General features: G+C 43.3%; 18 protein-coding genes. 1 reads left to right on the top strand and 17 read right to left on the bottom strand.

Features of this window, described 5'->3' with window-relative positions; translation table 11 throughout:
* Positions 1-14 precede the first annotated feature (14 nt).
* The 7 genes from plsX to FNK51_RS01175 all read right to left on the bottom strand — a co-directional run bounded on the left by plsX (position 15) and on the right by FNK51_RS01175 (position 7592).
* Positions 15-1001 (bottom strand): phosphate acyltransferase PlsX, encoded by a 987-nt coding sequence (gene plsX / locus FNK51_RS01145; protein WP_098371040.1) that lies wholly within the window; start codon positions 999-1001, stop codon positions 15-17.
* 24 nt (positions 1002-1025) lie between these two features.
* The gene (fapR, locus tag FNK51_RS01150; RefSeq protein WP_098371041.1) at positions 1026-1583 is read right to left on the bottom strand and encodes a transcription factor FapR; all 558 of its coding nucleotides are present in this window, start codon (positions 1581-1583) and stop codon (positions 1026-1028) included.
* A 118-nt stretch (positions 1584-1701) separates the two neighbouring features.
* Positions 1702-3753 (bottom strand): ATP-dependent DNA helicase RecG, encoded by a 2052-nt coding sequence (gene recG / locus FNK51_RS01155; RefSeq protein WP_098371042.1) that lies wholly within the window; start codon positions 3751-3753, stop codon positions 1702-1704.
* Entirely contained in the window at positions 3750-4634 is an 885-nt protein-coding gene (gene sdaAA, locus FNK51_RS01160) for an L-serine ammonia-lyase, iron-sulfur-dependent, subunit alpha (RefSeq protein WP_141992193.1), read from the bottom strand. The genes recG and sdaAA overlap by 4 nt, the downstream gene beginning before the upstream one ends.
* Before the next feature lie 37 nt (positions 4635-4671).
* Positions 4672-5334, bottom strand: coding sequence for an L-serine ammonia-lyase, iron-sulfur-dependent subunit beta (gene sdaAB / locus FNK51_RS01165; RefSeq protein WP_098371044.1), 663 nt, complete (start codon positions 5332-5334; stop codon positions 4672-4674).
* A gap of 206 nt (positions 5335-5540) precedes the next feature.
* A complete protein-coding gene (locus FNK51_RS01170) occupies positions 5541-7211 on the bottom strand; it encodes a DAK2 domain-containing protein (RefSeq protein WP_141992194.1) in 1671 nt (556 codons plus the stop codon).
* Between the two features lie 18 nt (positions 7212-7229).
* Entirely contained in the window at positions 7230-7592 is a 363-nt protein-coding gene (locus FNK51_RS01175; RefSeq protein ID WP_048684651.1) for an Asp23/Gls24 family envelope stress response protein, read from the bottom strand.
* A 253-nt stretch (positions 7593-7845) separates the two neighbouring features.
* Here FNK51_RS01175 and rpmB point away from each other — a divergent pair, with 253 nt between their 5' ends.
* Positions 7846-8034, top strand: a complete 189-nt coding sequence (gene rpmB / locus FNK51_RS01180; RefSeq protein ID WP_034313767.1) for a 50S ribosomal protein L28 — start codon at positions 7846-7848, stop codon at positions 8032-8034.
* 185 nt (positions 8035-8219) lie between these two features.
* Here the strand turns inward: rpmB and spoVM are convergent, their stop codons facing one another.
* The 10 genes from spoVM to def all read right to left on the bottom strand — a co-directional run bounded on the left by spoVM (position 8220) and on the right by def (position 17400).
* Entirely contained in the window at positions 8220-8300 is an 81-nt protein-coding gene (gene spoVM / locus FNK51_RS01185; protein WP_034313769.1) for a stage V sporulation protein SpoVM, read from the bottom strand.
* A gap of 122 nt (positions 8301-8422) precedes the next feature.
* A complete protein-coding gene (locus FNK51_RS01190; RefSeq protein WP_141992195.1) occupies positions 8423-9076 on the bottom strand; it encodes a thiamine diphosphokinase in 654 nt (217 codons plus the stop codon).
* Between the two features lie 102 nt (positions 9077-9178).
* Positions 9179-9826 (bottom strand): ribulose-phosphate 3-epimerase, encoded by a 648-nt coding sequence (gene rpe / locus FNK51_RS01195; protein ID WP_141992196.1) that lies wholly within the window; start codon positions 9824-9826, stop codon positions 9179-9181.
* Between the two features lies 1 nt (position 9827).
* Positions 9828-10709: a ribosome small subunit-dependent GTPase A gene (rsgA, locus tag FNK51_RS01200; protein WP_141992197.1), complete on the bottom strand. Its 882-nt coding sequence runs from the start codon at positions 10707-10709 to the stop codon at positions 9828-9830.
* 23 nt (positions 10710-10732) lie between these two features.
* Entirely contained in the window at positions 10733-12766 is a 2034-nt protein-coding gene (pknB, locus tag FNK51_RS01205; protein ID WP_141992198.1) for a Stk1 family PASTA domain-containing Ser/Thr kinase, read from the bottom strand.
* Between the two features lie 5 nt (positions 12767-12771).
* The gene (locus tag FNK51_RS01210; protein ID WP_141992199.1) at positions 12772-13521 is read right to left on the bottom strand and encodes a Stp1/IreP family PP2C-type Ser/Thr phosphatase; all 750 of its coding nucleotides are present in this window, start codon (positions 13519-13521) and stop codon (positions 12772-12774) included.
* Between the two features lie 4 nt (positions 13522-13525).
* Positions 13526-14620 carry a dual-specificity RNA methyltransferase RlmN gene (gene rlmN / locus FNK51_RS01215; RefSeq protein WP_141992200.1) on the bottom strand — a complete coding sequence of 365 codons (1095 nt, stop codon included), beginning with the start codon at positions 14618-14620 and terminating at the stop codon, positions 13526-13528.
* The gene (gene rsmB, locus FNK51_RS01220) at positions 14620-15972 is read right to left on the bottom strand and encodes a 16S rRNA (cytosine(967)-C(5))-methyltransferase RsmB (RefSeq protein ID WP_141992201.1); all 1353 of its coding nucleotides are present in this window, start codon (positions 15970-15972) and stop codon (positions 14620-14622) included. The genes rlmN and rsmB overlap by 1 nt, the downstream gene beginning before the upstream one ends.
* On the bottom strand, positions 15959-16918 hold the full coding sequence (fmt, locus tag FNK51_RS01225) for a methionyl-tRNA formyltransferase (RefSeq protein ID WP_098371053.1): 960 nt from the start codon (positions 16916-16918) through the stop codon (positions 15959-15961). Before fmt ends, rsmB begins: the two co-directional genes overlap by 14 nt.
* A complete protein-coding gene (gene def / locus FNK51_RS01230; protein ID WP_098371054.1) occupies positions 16915-17400 on the bottom strand; it encodes a peptide deformylase in 486 nt (161 codons plus the stop codon). The genes fmt and def overlap by 4 nt, the downstream gene beginning before the upstream one ends.
* Between the last annotated feature and the right edge of the window lie 20 nt (positions 17401-17420).

The following is a 17420-nucleotide window of genomic DNA, read 5'->3' on the forward strand; positions in this document are numbered from 1 at the left end:
GCCTCTATGATTTATTATTGTTTTTCTATCGTCTCCGCAATTGTCGATATGACGTCATTTCCAACCATATCGCGAGTCTGGCGTATTGCATTATAGACCGCATTCGCATCTGAAGAACCATGAGCCTTAATGACTGGGGCCTTCAAACCGAATAGGCCGGCACCGCCATACTCCGAGTAATCCATTTTATTTTTTATGCCTTTTAGTTCAGGCTTTACCATTGCTGCGGCCAACTTACTCTTGAGATTGCTCATCAAAGCCGTTTTCACCATTTTGAATACGCCCATAGCAGTACCTTCAAGCGTCTTTAATACCATATTTCCCGTGAAGCCGTCCGTTACGACAACATCTGCCGGCCCGTTCAGGAGGTCCCTTGCCTCTACGTTACCTATAAAGGATATCTCCGATGATTGCTGCAGTAATGTAAAGGCATGCTTTGTCAGTTCATTCCCTTTTTTTTCTTCTGTGCCAATATTAAGTAATCCGACACGGGGCTTTTCGATTCCCCGCACTTTTTGTGCATAAACAGACCCCATTATGGCGAATTGAAGGAGATGCTCCGGTTTCGCATCGGAGTTCGCACCTACATCCAGTAGCACAAAACCTTTACCATCGATTGTCGGAAGGGTGGGAGCCAATGCCGGACGTTCAATTCCTTCTATCCTTCCGACCACAAACAAGCCCGCAGCCATTAGCGCCCCTGTATTGCCGGAAGAAATACATGCATCGGCTTCTCCGTCAGCCACTTGCTGTGCTGCCAACACCATCGAGGCGCTTTTCTTGCGCCGGACCGCACGAACCGGTTCATCGGTACTCAATATTTTTTCATCAGTATGTATAACCCTTATACGGTCATGTTTCGCTAAGTATTGGTTAATTTCAGCTTGATTGCCTATCAAGGTGATTTCCACATCGGAAAAATTCTCGACAGCTTTCATCGCTCCCAAAACCTGTGCCTCGGGAGCATTATCGCCACCCATGGCATCTATCGTAATCTTCATTTTCTTTCATCCTTTACTAGAAAGTTAAGAGCGATACATTTCGAACTCGCCTTTAAAAACCAGTTCATTACCCACGTAGCTTCTGACTTCCACCACGGAACGATCGTTGGTGTGGTCCACGCTTTTAACCCTCGCTTTAGCTACCACTCTTTCATTTTCCTTTACAGAACGAGTAAATAAAATGGATGCTTTTGCAGTTAATGCCAGTTCATCATTTATGACTGCTACAGCCAATGAATTCGCTTGGGCAAAAAGGTGATGTCCCCTTGCAATTCCATTCCGCTTAAAGACATGCTCTTTATTTATATCCAAAATCGAAATTGCATTATCATCTAAATTAAGGTCAATTACTTCCCCGATGATCTCATCCAAAGGCAATGCCCTGATTTCGTCACTGAATTTTTTCTCGGCAACGCTTTTAATACGCTCACGCAGTTCCGGTATCGATAATTCAAGACGGTCAAGCCTAATGGTCTGGACGCTCACCGAATATTTTTCAGCCAGCTCCTCATCCGTTACAAAAGGATTCTGTTTAATCGTTTCGATTAATAATTGCTGGCGTTCCTTCTTATTTCTTCGCATTTGAAGGTCACCATCCGTAGTATTATGACTAGGTACTAATAGTAGTATATATATTTTAAAAACAGATTGCAAGATATTGCGTAAAATCTCACAATCTGCTATTGGTTTTTCATTCAGTTCAGTCTAGCTTTTCTCCCGTGAATACGCCCGTCCCCTCTAAATAGTTCCGAAGCGGAGTATACTCCGGGGAATGCCAAAAGCTTTGGGAGGCAATCAATTTTGCTGCATCCGTCCTTGCCACTTCCAGGGTCCTATAATCATGGACCATGTCGGCTACCTTGAACTCGGGAAGGCCGCTTTGTTTTTTACCGAAGAAGTCCCCGGGGCCACGAAGTTCCAAATCTTTTTCGGAAAGGGCAAAACCATCGTTTGTCTCGGTCATTATTTTCATCCGTTCTTTGCCGACTTCCGTTTTCGGATCAGCCAGCAGTATGCAAAAGGACTGATCACTCCCCCGCCCAACTCTTCCGCGTAACTGATGCAACTGTGAAAGCCCAAACCGTTCTGCATCATAAATGACCATTACCGTTGCATTTGGAACATTCACCCCAACTTCGACAACCGTCGTAGAAACAAGGATTTGTGCTTCATTGGCACTAAACTGCTGCATCACTTCATCTTTTTCATCCGCGGGCAGCCTTCCATGCATAAGACCCACTTTGTACCTGTTTGCAAAGTATTGTGTCAGCATTGCATGAACATCGAGAACATTCTGTAAAGAATCGAGTTTCTCCGACTCCTCAATCAAGGGACAGATGACGTAAGCCTGTCTCCCTTTCTTTAGTTCCTTTTCGACAAAGGTTAAGATCCGATCAAGCATTTGGTGTTTCGCCCAATAGGTTTCTATCGCTTTTCGCCCGGCAGGCATTTCATCGATCGTGGAGACGTCCATTTCCCCAAACACTGTAATTGCAAGCGTTCGCGGAATCGGTGTTGCCGTCATGAAAAGGACATCTGGATTCGTACCTTTTTCACGAAGGATGCGGCGCTGTTCCACTCCGAAACGATGTTGTTCATCCGTTATGACAAGACCTAGATTCCGAAAATTCACTTCATCCTGTATCAATGCATGAGTTCCTATCAAAAGATCTAACTCACCGGATTCCAACATTTGCAATAGTTCCTTGCGTTTTTTGCCTTTTACCGAACTTGTCAACAATGCGACCTTTACTCCACTCGGTTCCAACATTGCCTTCAGGGATTGTGAATGCTGCTCAGCCAAGATTTCCGTCGGGACCATAAGTGCACCTTGGAAACCTGCTGTAATCGTCGCCTTCAGGCATATGGCGGCAACCACCGTTTTTCCAGACCCGACATCCCCTTGAAGTAGACGATTCATCCGGTAAGGAGATTTCATGTCATTCATTATTTCCTCGACGACCCTATTTTGAGCGTTCGTCAAAGGAAAAGGGAGAGTTCCAATGAACGCTTCCAGCTGCTCCATGTCAAACTCCTGTCCTATCCCTTTTGACTGCTCCCTCTGCACTTTACGAAGTGCCTGCATTTTAAGTTGAAACAATAAAAACTCTTCATACACAAAACGGCGTCGAGCCTTTTTCACCTCATTGGCCGATAGAGGGAAATGCATTGTATGAAGAGCATCGTTACGAGGCATCAGTTTGTATGCCGTCAATAATTGCGGGGGCAGATTCTCTTCTATCATTGCCCCATATTCAGAAAATGCATTGGAGATAAAGCGGCGGAGACCCTTGACCGTAATGCTGCCTTTCACTGAGTACACCGGTTCGAACTCTTTCTCCCGGCTACGATCACCAACGTGGCATTCCGACCCTGTAATGGTTTGGCGATGACGATCCCACTTCCCTGTAACTGTTACGGTTTCACCTATCGCGAGCTTTTGCTTCAGGTATGGCTGGTTAAAAAAAATGACATTTATTAAATATCTCCCAGTCAATACTTTAATCGTAAGCCTAGATTTTTTCTTTCCGAAGTATCCTAAAGTGGGCACCGTATGAACCTTGCCTTCCACGGTAACCCGCTCATCGTGCTCGACCGTTTCCAAATCCCTCAACCGGTAATCTTCATAGCGATATGGGAGATGCTCAAGGAGATCCGCGACGGTATGGATCCCCATTTCCCCCAACGCTGCCGCCGTTTCGGCCCCAATTCCTTTTACTGCTGTTATGGGTTCCTGTATAGTTGCTTTCACTTCTTATTCAGCGGCAAGCCAAAGATTTTCGCTTCCAACTCCCGCCCAGTCGGTGTAGCCGCTAAACCTCCTTGTGCAGTTTCCCTAAGTGCCGATGGCATCGTTTGCCCGATTTTATACATCGCATCAATCACTTCATCACACGGTATCCGGCTTGTGATCCCCGCTAACGCCATATCTGCGGCAACCATTGCATTGGCTGCACCCATGGCATTCCGCTTCACACAAGGCACTTCCACAAGCCCAGCAACAGGGTCACATACAAGACCAAGCATGTTCTTTAATGTGATAGCCATCGCTTCTGCACTTTGTGCCGGTGTCCCACCTGCCATTTCAACGATGGCTGCAGCTGCCATGCCCGAGGCAGAACCGACCTCCGCCTGACAGCCCCCTGCGGCTCCAGAGATCGAAGCATTATTCGCAACAACAAAACCAAAAGCCCCTGCTGTAAATAGGAACTCAATTTTTTGTTCCCGAGTCGGTTTTAATTTATTTTGCAAAGCAAAAAGTGTTCCAGGCACAACACCAGCAGATCCGGCAGTCGGTGTCGCACAAATCGTTCCCATGGCTGCGTTCACTTCGTTTGTTGCCACGGCTTTGCTTACCGCATCCAACAGCAGTTCACCGGATAAGGAATTTCCGGATTTAATGTAATTCTGAAGAAGAACTGCATCCCCTCCCGTCAGGCCGGAAACGGACCGTACACCTTGAAGTCCTTTTTCAACTGCCTGTTCCATTACATCCAGGTTGACACCCATCTGGCGGATGATTTCTTCACGGCTTTTTCCCGTTACTTCCATTTCCTGCTCTATCATCAGCGTTGAAATTCTTTTCTGCTTTGATTCAGCTAATTCTACTAATTCCGCTACATTTCGAAACATGATTCATTCTCCTTCCTAAGTGGAAACGATTGCCCTGTCAATCCACAATCCTTGCTACTTGAGTGATGTTGGGGAGTGCCGTAATTTCAGCGATGACGTGATCCTCTAGGTTATGGTCCACTTCAATCGTCATCAAGGCCATCTTCCCTTTCTCTTTTCGGGAGACTTCCATCTGGCCAATATTGATTTGATGCTTGGCTAATATGTTTGAAACATTGGCAATGGCACCAAATCGATCATCATGAACGACGAGTATGGCAGGGTTGTGCCCGGAGAGCCTCAATTTAAACCCATTCAGTTCGACGATTTCGATCTTTCCCCCGCCAATCGATATTCCGACAAGTTCCAGTTCACCATCATCATCACCAACTGTTATTTTTGCAGTATTGGGATGTTCCGGCACTGCTTCTTCTTCCCGAAAAGTAATTTTCATTTTCTTTTTGCGGGCTAGTTCCAGCGATTCTTTGATTCTCTCATCAAATGTATCAAAATCAAGTAAGCCTCCTACAATGGCTACATCCGTTCCATGGCCTTTATAGGTTTTGGCAAACGATCCGTAAAAAGAAATATGTGCCCATTTTGGTTCCCGGTCGAATAAATTCCTGGCAACCCTACCGATCCTTGCTGCTCCTGCTGTATGGGAACTAGAGGGGCCGATCATAACAGGACCAATTATATCGAATACACTTCTAAATTTCATGATTTGCTCCTCCTTTTGTACACTGGGAGTAGTTAAATAATAAAGCCTGATATATTGTAATTACAATCACGCTGTCCGTAATCCTTCTTTTCAAAAAAATAAAACTGCATAGCCTAATGACATATGCAGTTTATTGCCTTTTATTTTTTTCAGGATCCTTCAAAAATTATGACGAATAAGTCTCCCTTATCTTCATGATCCTCTACTTATTCAATTGAAAAAATAAAAGAATATAAAGGTTGTTTCCCATTATGGACTTCAACTTCAACGTCTTCGAAATTCTCATTACAAAACGCAACAAGATTTTCGACATCTTCAGCAGTGGCATCTTCCCCATATAAAATGGTAAGGATTTCCGAATCTTCGTCAATCATATCGGAGAGAAGATCTTTTGCCGCCTGAGTCATGTCTTTATCCTTCACTTTGATGGTGCCTTCAGCAATTCCCATGAAGTCCCCGGTCTCGATTGCTAGACCGTCAATGTTTGTATCCCGGACAGCATAAGTAATCTGGCCCGTTTTCACATGCGAAAGGGCTTCGATCATCGCTTTTTTATTCGCTTCAGCATCAAGTGAAGGGTTGAATGATAACAATGCAGCCATTCCCTGTGGTACTGTTTTCGTTGGAATGACAGTCACATGATCCCCAAGCACATCTGCAGCCTGATTGGCCGCCATGATGATATTTTTATTATTAGGCAAGATGATCACATGATCTGCATATGCCTCTTCGACAGCTTTAACGATATCTTCCGTGCTAGGATTCATCGTTTGGCCGCCTTCGATGATGGACTTAGCGCCGATGCTTTTGAATAATTCACTGATGCCAGCACCCATCGCCACTGACACTACAGCGTACTTCTCTTTGGTGGACGGTTTAGTTTGAAGCGGTGTATTCGTCTCACCGACAATCGCAGTATGCTGTTCACGCATATTATCGATTTTCATTTTTATTAAACTACCATATTGCTGTCCATAATTCAGGCACGTGCCAGGCTGTTCCGAGTGAATATGTACTTTGACGACTTCATCATCTGAGATGACTAATAATGAATCTCCGTATTCACTTAAATCATTTCTGAATTTTTCTTCATCAAATGGTTGATTGGCAAGTTTTTCACTTTCCAATCGGACCATGAATTCCGTACAGTAGCCATACACGATATCTTCCGTATTCATATGCCCTTGTACATTCATGTGATGTTCGGCACTGATCATGTCGTCCATGCTTGGACCATTTGAAGATCGGACTGGAAGGGCTTCACCTTTCAGCTCAGCAAGGAAACCTTCATAAACGAACACCAACCCTTGCCCACCGCTATCAACGACTCCCACTTCTTTTAAGACTGGAAGAAGATCCGGTGTGCGTTTTAATGAGGCATTGGCCTCACTAACGATTTCTTCCATTACTTGAATAAGGTCTTGGTGCCTTGCTGCTGATGAAACCGCTTGCTTGGCCGCATCTTTTGCAACCGTTAAAATGGTTCCTTCAACAGGTTTCATTACAGCTTTATAAGCTGTCTGAACCCCTGCTTCAAAAGCTTGGGCAAATTCTTCACTATTGATTTCCGATTTATGTTCAATCGCTTTAGCAAAACCGCGGAACAGTTGCGAAAGGATTACTCCTGAATTGCCGCGTGCGCCCATTAGCAGTCCTCTTGAAAGGGACGTACCCACTTTCCCGATGTGTTCCTGGACGTTATTTTGCACTTCCTTCGCTCCCGAAGTCATCGATAAATTCATATTCGTTCCTGTATCTCCATCTGGAACAGGGAAAACATTCAACGCATCAACCATTTGGGCATTAGCCGCTAAATGGTTGGCACCTTGAATGATCATTTCTGCAAAGCGCTTTCCGTTTAAACTTGTAATTGACACAAAACTTTCCTCCTATATTTAAGGGTTCGTCACACGAACTCCCTGCACAAAAATGTTGACGGAATCAACAGCTAATCCTACAGTTTTGTCCAGAGTATACTTTACCTTTGATTGCACATTATGTGCAACTTCCGAGATTTTCGTTCCATAACTTACGATAATATACATATCGATATGAACTTCTTCTTCTTCTTGACGGACTATTACACCCTTAGTAAAGTTTTCTTTTCTTAAAATTTCGGCAATGCCGTCTTTAAATTGTTTTTTGGAAGCCATTCCTATAATTCCGTAGCAATCCACGGCTGCTCCGCCTGCTACAGTAGCGATAACATCATTAGAGATGTCAATTTGTCCATACTTCGTTTGTAATTCGATAGACATTTTCTTTTCCCTCCCAAAAAATCAAATCAACTAAAGACATTTTACTATAATGTCTATGGTTTTAAAAGTAAATGTCATACGGTACTGTATATAATTCAATTTTGAAGTATGTATGTCAAGGTTTTTTTCTTGAAAGTAATTAACTGAAGTATTGCATTCTAACGGTAGGTATGATAAATTATTAAAGTATTTTACAAAGACTTAAGACGACTGCGAAAAACTTAAGCTTGTTGTAGTTAGGAGGGAATTTAACATGGCACGTAAATGTGTAATCACTGGAAGAAGAACTCGTTCTGGTAACAGCCGCTCTCACGCAATGAACGCTAGCAAGCGTACATGGGGCGCTAACCTTCAAAAAGTACGTATTTTAGTTGACGGTAAACCTAAACGTGTATACGTTTCTGCAAGAGCTCTTAAATCGGGCAAAGTAGAACGCGTATAATGTTACGGCATCCTCTTAGGATGCCTTTTTACTTGTAATGGCCAGTATTAATGGGGAAGGTTTCAATTCGTTGATCAAGGCTGGTCTGCATCAAGGAAGAAAGCCTTCACCCATTAATGGATGGCTTCCCCTTTTACCGAAAAATAACACCTCCCTGAATTTGAGAGGTGTCATGGAGATAAGTATCAGCCTTTTTTAAACGCTCCGAGCATAGCCCTTACCAAACTGCCCAGAACTTTTGGCAATTTAATCGTATAAAATTTCATCATGCCCCTCCTCTTTGCATCCCACAATTAAAGATGAAGTGGAATTTTTCTATTACAACATAAGCTTTTAAGCGGATATAGGATGATCGTAATTATATCCGAATCTGCTCTAAGCATGAATTTTAATCACTGCTTCTTATCACCATTAATATGCCTTTCTCAAATGAAACATTCCCAGAATCGGAAATTAGTTCATTGCTGATGCAAAGCGTCGAACCTATTTCCACGCTTGCATCATTCAGTGGGTATTTGAAACCCGAAAGTGTAATGCCGGTGACTTCCGCCGTTACAGGAAGCAATGACAAGTATTTCTTATCTTTCAAAGCAGTGACATCATATGAACCTGCTGTCTTTACTGTGAATATATTTTGCCGATCGACTATGTATATTTCTATATCGCCATGATAAGGGAGGACACTTTCTTTTTGGAGCAGCTGGATATTTCCAAGAAAATGGTCCATTCTTCCCCCTGTAGCGCCCAGGATATGAATTTCACTTGGCTTTTGCCCTATTGCCCATTTAAATGCAATCTCTAAATCCGTTTCATCCTTTTCCGAAGAATATAGATTGATTTGTTCCAGCCTTTGCTCAATCTTCTTGTATTCGCCTTCCGAAACTGAATCAAAATCCCCAAAACCGTACTTAGGTTCGATACCTTTTTCAAGCAAGGACCATACTCCCCTATCAACCCCGACCCAAAGATCAGTCTTCTCCACATACCATTTCAGATCCGGCCAAAAGCATTCCGGACCTCCAGCCATTATACTAATAATCATTGAAATCATCCTTTTCTATATCTAATCATATCCAAGGTGCCTTTGTTTAATTGATAAAAAAAGCCGACCACCATCATACGAATATGATAGTGTCGGCCTATATCACTTTCCCCGAATCTTTTGAATCGCTGCGTGTCGATCTTCTTGATTATATATTGCCGAGCCGGCCACCAGGACTGTCGCCCCTTGTTCAATACATAGTTTAGCCGTTTCTTCATTCACTCCTCCATCAATCTCTATTTCGAGGTTTTGATTATACATTTCTGCCATCGCCTTCACTTCGGCAATTTTCGGCAGAACGGATTTAATGAACTTTTGCCCGCCAAAACCCGGATTGACCGTCATCAACAATACCATGTCAATATCTTCGATTATAGGATGGATTAAGGAAGCCGGAGTGGCTGGATTAAGCACCACGCCTGCCTTTACACCAAAAGATTTAATCAATTGTATCGTCCGATGCAAATGAGTGCATGCCTCTACATGTACAGTTATATAATCGGCTCCCGCTTTCGCAAAAGCCTCGATATAACGATCAGGTTGTTCGATCATTAAATGAACATCAAGCGGAAGTTTTGTCACCGGGCGGATAGCATCAACAATTAGTGAGCCTATCGTTATATTCGGCACGAAATGCCCATCCATGACATCCACATGGATTAAATCCGCTCCGCCCCTTTCCACATCAAGAATTTCTTCTCCCAATTTTGCAAAGTCAGCTGATAAAATGGATGGTGCGATTTTAACCATTTTAATACCTCGGCTTTCTATCTCTGATTTCTTCTAAGAATTGCATATAATGCTCATATCGATAACGTGGAATTTCCCCGGCGTCAACCGCTTCCTTCACTGCACACTTCGGTTCTTTATCGTGCAGGCAGGCACGGAATTTACAGTCTTCCCCATACTTATGCATTTCCGGGAAGCAATAAGATAACCGTTCAGCTTCCATTTCCATGAATTCAAGTGAACTGAACCCTGGAGTATCTGCGACAAGTCCAGAGCCAATATGAATCAATTCAACGTGGCGGGTGGTATGCTTCCCACGACCCAGATGTGATGAAATGTCATCCGTCTTTAAAGCCAAGTCAGGATTGATTGCATTCAGCAAAGACGATTTCCCAACGCCGGACTGACCGGCAAATACACTGGTTTTTCCTTCTAAATACGGCACTAGTCCTTCAATTCCTCCAGCAGTAACTGAAGATGTTTCCAGTACAGTATAGCCAAGTTTCTGATAGTCCTTGATATACTGAGACAATTTCTTTTGGTTTTCAGCCGTAACCAAGTCAAGTTTCGTCACGACGATAATGGGTTCGATTTCGTTATCTTCGATCAGTACGAGGAATCGATCAAGCAATGCCGGACTGAAATCAGGCTCTACTGCTGAAAAGACAAGGATAGCCTGGTCTACATTCGAGATTTGCGGACGAATCAATTCATTCTTTCGCGGTTTTATTTCGGTCACGGTCCCGTCCGTTTTATTTTCCGCTTCAAAAACCACATAATCACCCACAAGCGGCGTTACCTTATTTTTCCTGAACACTCCCCGTCCGCGGCATTGATAGACCTCTTCACCATCAAGGACATAATAAAATCCACTTAATGCTTTGATAATTTTTCCTTCGGGCATAACCACACTCCTAATTATTAAATTTATTCTGGATATGAGACGGATTCGTCAATGATGACCTGATTGTCCCGCATGACTTTATATCCTGCTTTCTTATCCGGGGAAACCATTAATTCGATCGTTCTTTTGGCATCATCCAAGATAAAGAATGTTTCTTGAGGCTCCGTCATGCTATTGTCGATATCCTCGATGAAAATTTGTATTTTTTGCGTTTTGCCTGGCTCAACCGGATCATACTCGATTTTGATTTCCTCCGTTACACTCTTGGGAGGAATCTCTTCTTTCCCTTTTGAAATGACCACTTTCACAGTACTGCCCTTTTCCACCTTCGTAGCAGGTTCGGGTGACTGGGAAATGACAAGCCCCTCTGCTACTGTATCATCATAGATTTCTTCTTCGACATCGATCTTTATTCCACTTTCATTGGAATAATCATCAAGGCCAGCTTGATTGAACCCAGTTAAGTTCTTCAAGCTCAGCAGATCTGCCCCTTTACTGACCGTTAGCTCAAGCTCCGTTTCGGATGGTACGACCTCAGTGGCACCCGAGGGCGATTGATCTATGATCGTGCCGGCAGCACTGTCATCATATTTTTCGGTCACGCTTATGTTTTTGAATCCCATTTTTTCAAGAAGGGATTTAACATCAGAGTAGTCTCGACCTTCATAACTGGACAATGAAATCGTCTCTTTGCCAATGCTTTGATAAATATCGATCACTGCACCTTCCTTGACCGTCTTACCTTCCTTAGGGTTGGTTTTGATCACAAGACCAGCTTCGACCTCTTCATCTTCAATCTCGATCGTGTCCCCAATTTCCAAATCCATTTCAAGCAATTCAGTAATGGCATCATCCAATTTTTCCCCTTTAAGGTCCGGGATCGTCACTTCCTTCGAAACAAGGAGGGGAGGTAAAACAGTGACAGATAAAACAGCAAGCAGGGCAAGAACTAAAAAGGTGGTCACCAAGATCGCAGGCATGCTCTTTCGTTTTTTACCTTTATGTTCCGACTTGATTTTTTGTTTTTTCTGTTTCTTTTGTTTTTTCTGTTTCTTTTTCGATTTACTCTCTGCTTCTGATTCACTTTCTTCATCGTCCGCATAGACCAATGTATTTTTTTCCGGACCCCTTATGATTGTCTCATCCACGCTTGAAATCTGATCATCCGTTATGACGGGGATGGCTTTTGTTGCATCATGATCTTCAGGAATGGCAAAAGGCAGTTCATTTGAACGCTCAGGATTAAGCGAAGTCCGCATGTCATCTTCCATTGAGTCCACGCTATCATAGCGGTAATATGAATCTTTGGCTGTCGCTTTCAGGATAATATTTTCCACACTCTGAGGTATTTCAGAGTTCCAGCGTTTTGGCGAAGGAGTTTCCGATTGTAAATGTTTAAGCGCGATCGAAACGGCTGATTCACCCGAAAAAGGCAATCTCCCCGTCAACAATTCAAACATGACGATGCCCAGTGAATAAATGTCCGATTTCTTATTGGCCATACCGCCTCTGGCCTGTTCCGGAGATAAGTAATGAACCGAGCCCAAGACTGCGTTGGTCTGCGTTATGTTTGTTGCACTTAGGGCCAATGCAATACCGAAGTCCGTAATCTTGACGGTTCCTTCTTTATCTATCAAAATGTTCTGTGGCTTGATGTCACGATGGATAATCCCATTGTGATGGGCATGGGAAATCGCTGCCGTGATTTGCTTCATGATATCCAGGGCTTCATCAACTGGAATTGGATAATATTTTTGTATGTATTGCTTTAGAGTAAAACCGTCCACGTATTCCATTACAATATAATAGATTGAATCTTCTTCACCAACATCATAAATGCTTACGATATTGGGATGGGCCAAACTGGTTGCCGATTGGGCTTCCCGATTGAAGCGCTTGATGAACTCTTCGTCATTATTAAAGTCCATGCGAAGGATTTTCAATGCAACGTCCCTATCTAAGATCATATCCCTTGCAAGGTAAACATTCGCCATACCGCCGCCGCCGACCATCTCGATCAGTTTATAACGGCCGTTGATTCTTCTACCAATCAACATTCAATTCACCTGCTTTCACTTTCTTCAGTAAATTGAACAAGCACAAGGGTGATATTATCTTCCCCACCGTAGTGATTGGCCTTATCTATTAATGAATTCGCCTTTTCTTCAAGTGACTGTTCATTGGTTATGGTTTCTTCCAGTTCCTGTTCACTCACTTTATTCGTCAATCCATCCGAACAAAGCAATAGTAAATCATTTTCTTCGAAGATGACAGTCATAATGTCCATTTCCACTTGCATTTCTGTCCCCAGGGCTCGTAATAAAACATTTTTCCGTGGGTGGTTTTCGGCATCTTCCTTTGAAATCTGCCCGGAACGGACCAATTCATTAACAAGTGAATGGTCTTCCGTGACCTGCTTAAAACCGCTCTCATTATACAAATAACATCGGCTGTCCCCGATGTTAGCAATGGTAGCAAACTTGTCGGTGCAAATGGCTGCAACAATGGTGGTCCCCATGCCCTTACATTCCGTATTCGATTCAGCATGTTCAAAAAGCAACTGATTGACCAAGACGATTTGCTGCTTCAGCCAATCCTCGGCCTCATTTGCCGTTTCGATACCTGTAGATGCTTCCCAGCCCTTTTTCAGAAGGTCTATCGTCATTGCACTGGCTACATCCCCGGCACGGTGGCCGCCCATGCCATCTGCAACGATGGCAAGGCGAACGCCTTCCGAGTTTTTAAAGATTCCGCCATTATCTTCATTATGCTGGCGGACTTTTCCACGGTCTGTCTTAAATATTGCCCTCATAGGGTCACCTCGTCTCTTCTTTGCGCTCCTTGGCCCGAAGCTGGCCGCAGGCTGCGTCAATATCACTGCCTTGTTCCCTTCGGATCGTTACATTAATGCCGAGCTTCTTCAATGTTTTTTCAAACTCAAAAATTTGGTCCCGAGGTGTACGTACATAGTTGCGTTCAGGTACATAGTTAACCGGTATTAAGTTAACATGGCATTTTATCCCTTTTATTAAACTTGCTAATTCTTCTGCGTGCTCCACTGTATCATTTTCGCCACCGAATAGACCATATTCAAAACTTACACGGCGACCTGTTTTTTCTGTATAGTATTTGATGGCTTCAATCAAGTCTGGAAGTTTGTAGGCCTTATTGATCGGCATCAATTTACTTCTCAATTCCGTATTCGGTGCATGAAGGGAAACAGCAAAGTTTATTTGCATGCTTTCTTCGGCAAACTTATAGATTTTAGGAATGATTCCACTTGTGGAAACGGTAATATGACGCGCCCCGATGTTCAAGCCCTTTTCATGGTTTATATTCTTCAAGAATGACATCATATTATCGTAGTTATCAAACGGTTCACCGATTCCCATGATAACGACAGAACTAACACGTTCTTCCGATTCGTCAAGTGCTTGCTGAACTTTAACGACCTGGGCAACAATTTCCCCTGATTCAAGATTACGCTTTAAACCGCCTAATGTCGATGCACAGAATGTACAGCCAATTCTACATCCTACCTGCGTTGTCACGCAAATGGAGTTTCCGTATTCATGGCGCATCAGCACCGTTTCAATCGAATATCCATCATGGAGTTCAAATAAAAACTTCATCGTTCCGTCATTGGACGTTTGCTGAATCAAAGTCTTCAATGTCGTGAAGGTGAATTGTGATTCCAGCTTATCCCGTAATGTTTTCGAAAGGTTGGACATATCTTCAAAACTGGAGACACGCTTTTTATAAAGCCAGTCATATACTTGTTCGGCCCGGAATGCCTTCTCTCCATTTTGAATAAGCCATTCTTTAATTTGGTGAAGCTCTAATGAGTAGATCGATGGTTTTTCTGGTGTCGTGTCTTTTCTTACTCTAGATGATTTAGTGATTTCTGCCATTACAGCACCTTCTTTCTAAAACTCGCAATAAAGAATCCGTCACTGCTAAAATATTGCGGAAAAACTTGCAGCGTATGACCCTCGATAAATGGCTGAACGCTTTCAGGCATTCTTGTGGACAAGGTTGCATCGCTTTCAAAATCCGGATGGCTTTCCAAAAATGCTGCAGCGACTTTGTCATTTTCTTCTTTATCCACCGTACAGGTACTATATACTAACCGTCCGCCTTGTTTGACAAGCGGGGCAGCCGATTCCAATAATTGTTTTTGTATACTTGAGAGTTTCATTATATCATCTTTTGTTTTAGTGTACTTTACATCAGGCTTCCGGCGCATGACTCCCAATCCGGAACATGGTGCATCGATCAGCACCCTGTCAAACCCTTCCTTATTAAAGTGTTCTTGCACATTCCTGCTATCAAGGGCCATTGTCTTAATATTGTTTCTGAGTTTAAGGCGCTCAGCCTGCTCTTTAATGAGCTTGACCTTATGCTCATGAAGGTCGAGCGCATATACTTGTCCAGTGGTCAAGCCTTCTGCGATATGTGTCGTTTTCCCTCCAGGTGCAGCACAGCAATCGAGTACAGCATCATTTTCATTCGCACCTAATGCATGGGCTACAAGCATTGAACTCTCGTCCTGAATCGATAAATACCCTAATTTGTAGCTTTCTGAATGAGCAAGATTCCCTTTATAGCTGACGATTGCTTCGGGAACGACTTCACTTGCTTCAACATCATATCCTTCTTCCGTTAATATGCTGATCAGTTCACGGCGTGAAATCTTCTTTAAATTAACCCGTCCCGTCTGTAAAGGCGCAGTTAAGTTGATTTCACACATTTCCTTGGTTTTTTCAAAACCAAATTGCTCTACCCAACGCTTGACCAACCAAATTGGGTGACTTACTTCTATGGAAAGCCGTTCCAGATCATCTTTAATATCACCTAAAGAAGGAACACCATTTCTTTGAATATTACGAAGTACACCATTTACCATCGAAGATGTACCTTTATGCCCGCGCTTTTTGGAAATTTCGACGGCCTCGAAAATGATTGCATGATCAGGCACTTTATCTAAATAGACCATTTGGTAAACGGAAAGTCTAAGTAAATTGATGACCCAGCTTTGCGTTTTTTTCGGTTGTTTAATATATGGGTTCAAATAATAATCCAAAGTCATCTTCCGCTGTATGGTACCGTAGCTTATTTCTGTAAGCAGTCCGCTGTCCACGGCGGATAACTGGTGCTTTTTAATCAAATTGTTCAATAATAGGTTACTGTAGGATTGGTTTTTCTCTACAGATTCCAAGATATCGAGAGCGATTTCACGTACTCCCTTTTTAGTTTGCTTCATTCTGTTCTCCTAACTTCATGCCTGCTTTAATGAACGATCCGGCTCCACGCAAATAATCTTTCGCCGGCATTTTTTTCTTCCCTGAAGGCTGCAGTTCTGTAACTAGTATTGCCGTCTCATTGCCTGTCGAAACGATGAAACCATCACTTTGTACATCAATGACCGTGCCCGGCACTGCCTGATTGCCATCTTCAAGTTTCTTTACCTGCCAAATTTTCAAAATGGCCCCGTCTAAGGTTGTATAAGCAACAGGCCAAGGATTCAGGCCACGTACATGGTTATAGATGTCTTCCCCTGATTTCGACCAGTCGATTTTTTCCTCAGACCGTTTTATGTTAGGCGCAAAAGACGCTTTTGCCTCATCCTGCTTGATCGCCTGTAACTCCTGATTTATAAGTTTCGGAAGCGTCTCTGCAAGTAAATCCGATCCTATCTTGCTTAATTTATCATGCAGTGAACCTACATTGTCTTCTTCCTCTATAATAACTTCCGCCTGAGTCAATATATCACCGGCATCCAATTTTTCCGCCATGTACATGATGGTTATTCCCGTCTTTTCTTTCCCTTGTAAAATGGAATAATGAATTGGCGCCCCTCCACGCAGTTCAGGAAGCAGGGAGGCATGTACATTAATACAGCCGTACTTAGGGGCATCCAGCAATTCATTCGGAAGGATTTGACCGAAAGCAGCCGTCACCACTAAGTCAGGATTCAATGCAATGATTTTTTCAAGTTCTTCTTTTTCACGGATTTTTTCGGGCTGATAAACGGGAATCCCCTGCTTTTCGGCTTCGACCTTAACTGGCGGCGGCGTCAGCACCTTTTTGCGACCTACTGGACGATCGGGCTGTGTGACCACAGCGATCACTTCATACCCTTCATCAATGATTCTTCTCAATACCGGCACTGAAAAGTCCGGCGTACCCATAAATATAATTTTTGTCATTCTTCCCCAAACCTTTCTAACTCTTCTTCCGAAATATACCGGGAAACCTTACTTGTAAATAAAACTCCTTGCAGATGATCAATTTCGTGCTGAAGGGCCCTCGCGAGGAAATCCTCCGCTTCTATCTCGAAAAACGATCCTTTTCGGTCTTGTGCCCGGACTTTGACACGGTATGGACGCGATACTTCGCCATATAAACTCGGGAAGCTCAAGCATCCTTCAACACCTGTCTGTTCGCCTTCCACTTCCAGCACTTCCGGATTAATCAGTTCGATAGCACCTGATCCTTCCTCTATTTCAACGACGGCCACTTGCTTTTTCACGCCAACCTGAGGTGCTGCAAGTCCAACGCCATCCGCCTCCACCATCGTTTCATACATATTATTTAACAGCTTTGCCAACTTTTTATCAAAACTTGTTACTTTATCGCATTTTTGTTCTAAAATTTTTTCAGGAAACAAGACAATCGGTAAAATAGCCAAAATTAAAGGTACCCTCCTAG

The sequence above is a fragment of the Bacillus sp. B4EP4a genome, assembly GCF_006680105.1.
In the GTDB taxonomy this organism is placed as follows: domain Bacteria; phylum Bacillota; class Bacilli; order Bacillales; family DSM-1321; genus Peribacillus; species Peribacillus simplex_E.

Bases quoted from the DNA above. Each gene is read 5' to 3' on its own strand.
- plsX (WP_098371040.1), bottom strand. From the start codon at position 1,001: ATGAAGATTACGATAGATGCCATGGGTGGCGATAATGCTCCCGAGGCA.
- fapR (WP_098371041.1), bottom strand. From the start codon at position 1,583: ATGCGAAGAAATAAGAAGGAACGCCAGCAATTATTAATCGAAACGATT.
- sdaAA (WP_141992193.1), bottom strand. From the start codon at position 4,634: ATGTTTCGAAATGTAGCGGAATTAGTAGAATTAGCTGAATCAAAGCAG.
- sdaAB (WP_098371044.1), bottom strand. From the start codon at position 5,334: ATGAAATTTAGAAGTGTATTCGATATAATTGGTCCTGTTATGATCGGC.
- FNK51_RS01175 (WP_048684651.1), bottom strand. From the start codon at position 7,592: ATGTCTATCGAATTACAAACGAAGTATGGACAAATTGACATCTCTAAT.
- rpmB (WP_034313767.1), top strand. From the start codon at position 7,846: ATGGCACGTAAATGTGTAATCACTGGAAGAAGAACTCGTTCTGGTAAC.
- spoVM (WP_034313769.1), bottom strand. From the start codon at position 8,300: ATGAAATTTTATACGATTAAATTGCCAAAAGTTCTGGGCAGTTTGGTA.
- FNK51_RS01190 (WP_141992195.1), bottom strand. From the start codon at position 9,076: ATGATTATTAGTATAATGGCTGGAGGTCCGGAATGCTTTTGGCCGGAT.
- rpe (WP_141992196.1), bottom strand. From the start codon at position 9,826: ATGGTTAAAATCGCACCATCCATTTTATCAGCTGACTTTGCAAAATTG.
- rsgA (WP_141992197.1), bottom strand. From the start codon at position 10,709: ATGCCCGAAGGAAAAATTATCAAAGCATTAAGTGGATTTTATTATGTC.
- pknB (WP_141992198.1), bottom strand. From the start codon at position 12,766: ATGTTGATTGGTAGAAGAATCAACGGCCGTTATAAACTGATCGAGATG.
- FNK51_RS01210 (WP_141992199.1), bottom strand. From the start codon at position 13,521: ATGAGGGCAATATTTAAGACAGACCGTGGAAAAGTCCGCCAGCATAAT.
- rlmN (WP_141992200.1), bottom strand. From the start codon at position 14,620: ATGGCAGAAATCACTAAATCATCTAGAGTAAGAAAAGACACGACACCA.
- rsmB (WP_141992201.1), bottom strand. From the start codon at position 15,972: ATGAAGCAAACTAAAAAGGGAGTACGTGAAATCGCTCTCGATATCTTG.
- fmt (WP_098371053.1), bottom strand. From the start codon at position 16,918: ATGACAAAAATTATATTTATGGGTACGCCGGACTTTTCAGTGCCGGTA.